This is a genomic window from Gallaecimonas xiamenensis 3-C-1 (assembly GCF_000299915.1).
GTDB lineage: Bacteria > Pseudomonadota > Gammaproteobacteria > Enterobacterales > Gallaecimonadaceae > Gallaecimonas > Gallaecimonas xiamenensis.
The window spans coordinates 1-6,297 of the sequence record NZ_AMRI01000048.1; the positions used below are offsets into that span (position 1 = coordinate 1).

The 6,297-nt window shown below is 50.0% G+C and carries 9 protein-coding genes; 2 read left to right on the forward strand and 7 right to left on the reverse strand.

What is annotated here, in order from left to right:
• Window positions 1–417, forward strand: a 417-nt coding sequence (locus B3C1_RS19035) for a sensor histidine kinase (protein WP_008486856.1), incomplete at its 5' end; no start/stop codon positions are given.
• A gap of 141 nt (window positions 418–558) precedes the next feature.
• Here B3C1_RS19035 and rimK read toward each other — a convergent pair.
• From rimK to B3C1_RS19065, 7 genes are all read right to left on the reverse strand, one after another.
• Window positions 559–1,476 carry a 30S ribosomal protein S6--L-glutamate ligase gene (gene rimK / locus B3C1_RS19040; RefSeq protein ID WP_008486857.1) on the reverse strand — a complete coding sequence of 306 codons (918 nt, stop codon included), beginning with the start codon at window positions 1,474–1,476 and terminating at the stop codon, window positions 559–561.
• Window positions 1,477–1,735: 259 nt separating this feature from the next.
• Complete coding sequence (locus B3C1_RS19045) at window positions 1,736–2,185, reverse strand: GNAT family N-acetyltransferase (RefSeq protein WP_008486858.1); 450 nt, start codon at window positions 2,183–2,185, stop codon at window positions 1,736–1,738.
• 294 nt (window positions 2,186–2,479) lie between these two features.
• On the reverse strand, window positions 2,480–2,737 hold the full coding sequence (locus B3C1_RS20885) for an ADP-ribosylglycohydrolase family protein (protein WP_083858402.1): 258 nt from the start codon (window positions 2,735–2,737) through the stop codon (window positions 2,480–2,482).
• 461 nt (window positions 2,738–3,198) lie between these two features.
• Window positions 3,199–3,687 (reverse strand): hypothetical protein, encoded by a 489-nt coding sequence (locus tag B3C1_RS19055; protein WP_008486860.1) that lies wholly within the window; start codon window positions 3,685–3,687, stop codon window positions 3,199–3,201.
• An 87-nt stretch (window positions 3,688–3,774) separates the two neighbouring features.
• A complete protein-coding gene (locus tag B3C1_RS19060; protein ID WP_008486862.1) occupies window positions 3,775–4,356 on the reverse strand; it encodes a GAD-like domain-containing protein in 582 nt (193 codons plus the stop codon).
• 222 nt (window positions 4,357–4,578) lie between these two features.
• On the reverse strand, window positions 4,579–4,899 hold the full coding sequence (locus B3C1_RS20395; RefSeq protein ID WP_156804637.1) for a hypothetical protein: 321 nt from the start codon (window positions 4,897–4,899) through the stop codon (window positions 4,579–4,581).
• A gap of 25 nt (window positions 4,900–4,924) precedes the next feature.
• On the reverse strand, window positions 4,925–5,251 hold the full coding sequence (locus B3C1_RS19065) for a hypothetical protein (protein WP_156804638.1): 327 nt from the start codon (window positions 5,249–5,251) through the stop codon (window positions 4,925–4,927).
• Between the two features lie 615 nt (window positions 5,252–5,866).
• Here B3C1_RS19065 and bfr point away from each other — a divergent pair.
• Window positions 5,867–6,297, forward strand: a 431-nt coding sequence (gene bfr / locus B3C1_RS19070) for a bacterioferritin (RefSeq protein WP_008486865.1), incomplete at its 3' end; no start/stop codon positions are given.

Here is a 6,297-nt window from a genome sequence, read left to right on the forward strand (position 1 = left end):
TGCCAGCCGGTGCACTGGCAGGAGCTTTTGGAAAGACTGCAAGGGGTGGTGGAATTTCGGGTCCGTGAAGTGCTGCCCAGCAATCCCGGCTGGGCCGACCCGGCCCAGCTCAGCCAGGTGCTGGTCAACCTGCTGAAAAACGCCGCCGAGGCAGGATCGGCCGCCAAGGACACCGAGCTGGCCATTCGCGCCCAGCCCGGCTGGCATTGCCTGGAAGTGTCCGACCGGGGCAGTGGCATGAGTGAGCAAGTACTCACACAGGCATTATTGCCCTTTTACTCCACCAAGAAGGAAGGTACCGGCCTGGGCCTGGCCTTGTGCCGGGAAATCGTCGACGCCCACGGCGGCCGCCTTAGCCTGGAAAACCGGGCAACGGGGGGATTGAGGGTGAAGATCTGGCTACCGGTACCGGCATAGGCAGACGCAGCAGAGCAAGCTGGGAAAGGCCGGCGAGCTGAGTATCGCCTAGGTCAAAGCCTGAGCCTAAAGGCATCCATGGTAGGGCACCCGGCTCGCACAGCCTGTGTGCAAGTGTTCAGCTGGGCGAAAGCAGCGCCATCACCCTTTGCCCTTGGGTTTGTTGGGGCCGCGCAGCACGTCGGACTCGATGTACTGGATGATCTTGCCGGCCACATCGACGCCTGAGGCGTTTTCTATCCCCTCCAAACCGGGGGAGGAATTGACTTCAATCACCAGTGGGCCATGGGCCGAGCGCAGTATATCCACCCCGGCCATGTCCAGGCCCATCACCCGGGCCGCGTCCACCGCCAGTTTGCGCTCCGCCGAGTTCAGCTTCACCACCTCGGCCACGCCGCCCCGGTGCAGGTTGGAGCGGTATTCCCCCTTGGCCGCCTTGCGCTGCATGGCGGCAATCACCTTGTCCCCCACCACGAAGCAGCGGATATCCGAGCCGCCCGCTTCCTTGATGAATTCCTGCACCAAAAAGTCCGAGCCCACCCCACGAAAGGCGTTGATCAGGGCCTCTGCCGCCTTCTTGGTCTCGGCCAGCAATACCCCGTTGCCCTGGGTGCTTTGGGTCAATTTGACGATAAGGGGCGCGCCGCCCACAGACTCGATAAGGTGATTGGTGGCTCTGGCTGAGCTGGCATAGCTGGTGATGGGTTGCCCTATGCCCCTGCGGGCCAACAGTTGGTGGGCTCGGAGCTTGTCCCGGGAACGGGTAATGGCGATGGACTCGTTGATAGAGTAGGTGTTGGCCACCTCAAACTGCCGCAACACGGCGCAGCCATAGTTGGTAATGCTGGCGCCAATACGGGGGATCACCGCGTCGAAGGACAGCTCCTCCACGTTGTTTTCCCGGTTCTGGTAAAACACGTCGGGGTCGTTGGCGGTGATATTCATAAAGCACTTGAGTACATCAATCACCCGGACTTCATGGCCCCGTGATTTGGCCGCCTCCACCAGGCGGCGCGTTGAGTACAGGTTGCGGTTGCGAGACAGTACACCGATGTTCATGATTGCTCCTCAATGAAGGCCATCACGCCCGTCAGCAGCATCCTGGTCAGTTAAAGGCCCTCGTCCCTTCATAGTAGACCAGCCCCTAAAAATGCAACCAAGCCACTGTCTTACAACGCTTTTATGAAAATTCTAGCCGAACCACTTTGGGGAAATTCATGACCACCGGCATCTAAGCAGGGGTAGCCAGAGATAAGCCAGCAACACCGGAGGGCGAATAACGCTGTGGTTCTGGCGCTAGCCGGGCCATGCTCCCACATCAGCCAAGCAGCGTCTTACCAAAACACACTGACCTTGCCACCCCAAGGTAACGGCCATAGGCCTGGGTCTCGTGATAGCCGTTACGCAGGTAGAAACCAACGGCCTTTTGGTTGACCCGTCGCGTCGACAACAGCACCTGGCAATAACCCTTGGCAGCCGCATAGGTCTCCAGTTGTTGCAACAGGTAAGTACCGGCCCCCGGCTGCTTGGAATACATCCGTTTTAACTCACAGACGCCCTCTGCCTGGTAGCGAAAAATACCGCAAGCCACAGCTACACCATCGGCATAGACGACAAGGCATCCATCCTGGTCGGCATCGAAAGCCTCTGCGGCGAAGGAACCTTCACCCGTATCGGCGGTAATTGCCTCAAGAGAAGCACTCAGTTCCCGCACCAGTTCGATAAAGTCGTCGTCAGCCGGGGTTACCTTCTTATATTCAAAGTCCACCTACTCCACCCTCTTCCATAATCAACACTGCCCCGCAGAATCTGAGCCAGACCATTAGCAGAGCTCTCTACTAGTCCCTGAATGCTCTAGGGGCCCTATCCGACGGTCTAGTCAGCTGCATTTTTTGCTTATTCTGGCAACAAGCCCAGCACCTACACCCTTTGTCATGCTCGGTAAACACTATTTTCTTCGAGTTCACTTCAGTAGCACCTTAAGAAATGATGGGAGCATAGGGCTATAACCTGGGCCGATAAAATGCCTTCCCTGGTATCGCGGTTGGTGACGGCTTGTACTTCAGAGTTTTCCAATACCTGGTGCACCCCACGTGTAACTACGTACAAAGTACTCTGCAATATTCTCTGGTGACCATGCTTCTTCGGGGAGTAATAACTCATAGAGCGCTAATGACATCTGCGTATCGTCGGTATAAAGATCACTTACCATGCCCAATTTATGGTCATAATACTGAGTAAGGGTGTTTCTTTCTCGAACGAAAACTTCATCTTTGAATTTAAAGCCAGCGCCATAGGCATCACCTATAGCGAGTCCCAAGAGTACAAAGAATTCCTAGAGAAAGTATCGAAGGAGCCGTGAGAGCAAGCCAGAGAGGAAAAGGACAATGCAGTGGATGGCCTTGCAGCGAAATATCCACCACCGTACTCAGGCTTGCTTCAATTTATCATCAAAGCTTAGCCTCAAGGATAGCCAATATGATGCATTAGCCAAAGCGCATCAACATCGATAGTCCTGTTCATTCTATTCTTTATCAAGCCAATACAATCAGTGGTGCCAATAATTTGGGGGACATGCCATTTGGTCAACTGCACCACCAGCAAGACCTCGTCATCCCCATGGTCCTGCGACCAAACAGCTGGATAGTATTTTTTTCGCCTAATCTTAACAGGTTCAAGATCCTCCCAGCCCATATGGCAAATTTGCTCGAAGGTCTTTCCTCTATGCTGATTTCAAGCAAAGTCTGCACAGCTTCGTTCATTTCACCATCTACTTAGGCTCTACTCGAAATAATCCTTATCATCCCTTGAGTCAATAAGCTGAATCCTGAAATTATCGGCAAGCTTGTATTTTTTAATTACAGACCTTACCAAGTCTGCTTTCACCACATCAGATAGAACGAGGAACAGCTCATCATAAAAACTGTGTATTTCCTCATAAGACAAATCGTCTATAAAAGGTCCTAGTTCGAAATGAAGTGCTTCACTTAACATTTCACTGGGGGCAGTATCTATATTAAAAAGGTAAAATTTCCAGTCCGTTGTATAGAAATCGCTATTTCTTTTAATCTTCTCCTTCCATGAGTCCTCACCTGTGACTAAGAAGTTGATGATCAGCTCGCCTTCATGGTCTGGATTAAACTCAAAGTCAATTACTTGAATTTCATATTCCGAGAAAAATTCGCGTTGGCTATCAAGGTAACCGGCCAGCTCCTCTAATCCCAAAGACTGATATCTATTGATAATGCTATTCTTGAACTGCTCAAACATATAAAAACCTGATTCAGTAACCTGCTAACGACCTTTAACCTTGCTGACCACTGTAGCACTGCGGTCAGCGCGATTGGTTGCCAGACCTTAACTATCTAGAGCTAATTGTAGAAGTATATCAAGCTGAGCTAACGCATTACCTCTATCCATGGTAATTATGGAGGGTGTTCCACCCAACCTTAATGCGGGAGTGTAGTAATAAATTTCATCATGAGTTAGGCTGCCTTTCAGCTGCTCAACATCTTTCACTTCTTCTTTCCTAAAGAAGTCAGATATCACCTCTTCATCACAGCACCACTCATTGAAAAACTCTTCCGCACTCCAGGCTAATACACCGGTGGCAGATGTATGCGGATCGATATATGCAATATCTTCGCTGCCTTCATCATCAAGTTGTCGATAATAAAATATGTCCCCTAAGGCACTTATTGCAACAGGGATCCGAGTCAAGTCCTCATCCGTCATCAGCCATCCCCACAAGTTTTCTTTGTATAGGTCTGGGTTAATTATTTGTATAAGCCCATCACCATATGTCCCGAAACCATGCTCGCTCCATAACTCTAAAATGCACTGGGGGAGGTAATCTTTATAATCAGCTATCTGCTCTTTGCTCCCCTTTGTTAAATTAGATGAAGGCTTAAACACTTTGATAAATTGGCTTAACTGCATTTCTTTCAACCTACTTAGACATTGTCAATGTGACGAAAATTTCTTCGATGAGGAATATAAGGATAATTATACTTAAAGATGCCCACTCGCACTCTTTTGGCCTTTCCTACTGAGTGGAAGGACATTTTTAAGGCTCGCAAGACTGCATCGCGATTCTTTGCAAGTTTCATCCACTTGGTTAGTATATTTACCATTGCCCATTTTTAGTTAGCAGGTGACGGCCTATCTGTTGCCTCGATATTCCATAATATCGCGAGCATGCTCCAGACTAAACACACCAAAACGTTGTCCTTTTACTGACAATTGCAATGCCAAGGCGTAAACAAAATAAGGCTCAATACCACTTGCTGTATTGTAATCTTCAAAGTCACTTTGCCAATGAGGGCTAGGCCAGTTATTTTGGCCACTCGCTAGCAACACAACCTGCCCATAAGATTGCTGTAGGTAATCAGAGAACTGCTGATGCAATTCCCAGTACTTCTGCTCTTTTGATAAGCCGAAGGTTATCGGCGTTGCAATGCTAGGACTTAACGAACTGCCCATGCGATGTGGTATAGCCTGTTATGCATTACTCTGATTCGATGCCGGTGACAATATTGTTTTCGTTAATTTTAAAACACAACCCACCAGCATGAAAACAGCCATCCTTTATAAATGGTTCCAGTCCATAAGAATCGATTTTAATCAACGCTTCGGCTGCTGATAATGATTGGCCAACGATGTTCTTATTGGCGGCCACCAGTGCTTGTTCCAGCATTTTCTCTTTGGTTTCATAGCTGGCATTTTGATAAGTCATGGTGACGCCATGATCTATGACAGTGAAAGCAAAAAACACCAGCCACAAAAAATTGCTTAGCACCAATAAAACGGAAAGAACGATAGTTCCCTTCTTCATGCTGACACAGCCTCCTACAATACATAATGCCACACGCAGATATGGCTCTCGCGGATCCGGCCACCTGCACTAGGCATAGTTATCCCACTGCTGTTTAGCCGCAATTCGTTGCCCATGGACGGGATTTTCGATGATGAACAATGCTACCTCTGCTTTGGATTTTGGTAGCACTGGAAATGGCGTTGGATATAAAGCTGGCGTTATCGACCTGGCCAAGCCCTCTTGACAGGCTGTTACCTGACCTTGAGGTTGGACGCACTGTTCGGCCGGATCCGTATTTTCCTTACCTTGGCAACCTTGCGTTGGCCACGCTACCGCCCTTGGGTTGCAGCTCCCAAAGCGCCGATCACGTCCTTGTAATCTGTAAATCTTAGGCCTCTCCCGAACCATGGGGGTAGCCTAACCCCCTAGCTGCAAAGGGTAAATCAAATATCGCCAGCTTCGGTTGCGGTGTTTTCCCCAGTGCGCTCACTTTTTCTAGGCGTTTGGTTATCTTTAGAAAGGCGAAATCACACTAATTCTTATTTATCGATAAAAGGCGGCCAAATTAATTGGTTTCTTTGATTTTTGACGACGATTGCTGCATCCTTTTTGGGGTAAACAAGGAGAGCGGTTATGCAGGGCGACCCAGAGGTCATCGACTATTTGAACGGGCTTATCGGCGGCGAGCTGGCAGCGCGAGACCAGTACCTTATCCATTCACGGATGTATGAGGATTGGGGCCTTAGCAAGATTTACCAGCGCATCGACCACGAAATGCAGGAAGAAGCCGAACACGCCGACGCCATTATCCGCCGGGTACTGTTCCTGGGTGGCACCCCCAATATGGACCGCCACGGTATCAATGTGGGTGATGACGTGGTGTCTTGCCTCAAGGCCGACCTGGCCCTGGAGTATGAGGTACGGGAGAAACTGGCCAACGGCATCGCCCTTTGCGAAGAAAAAGGCGACTACATCAGCCGTGACATGCTCCGCCAGCAGCTGGCCGACACCGAAGAAGACCATACCTATTGGCTGGGAAAGCAGCTGCGCCTGATTGACCTGAT

Excerpts from the sequence above, each read along its gene's own strand:
- B3C1_RS19060 (WP_008486862.1), bottom strand. The coding sequence starts at position 4,356 with ATGCAGTTAAGCCAATTTATCAAAGTGTTTAAGCCTTCATCTAATTTA.
- B3C1_RS20395 (WP_156804637.1), bottom strand. The coding sequence starts at position 4,899 with ATGGGCAGTTCGTTAAGTCCTAGCATTGCAACGCCGATAACCTTCGGC.
- B3C1_RS19055 (WP_008486860.1), bottom strand. The coding sequence starts at position 3,687 with ATGTTTGAGCAGTTCAAGAATAGCATTATCAATAGATATCAGTCTTTG.
- B3C1_RS19065 (WP_156804638.1), bottom strand. The coding sequence starts at position 5,251 with ATGAAGAAGGGAACTATCGTTCTTTCCGTTTTATTGGTGCTAAGCAAT.
- rimK (WP_008486857.1), bottom strand. The coding sequence starts at position 1,476 with ATGAACATCGGTGTACTGTCTCGCAACCGCAACCTGTACTCAACGCGC.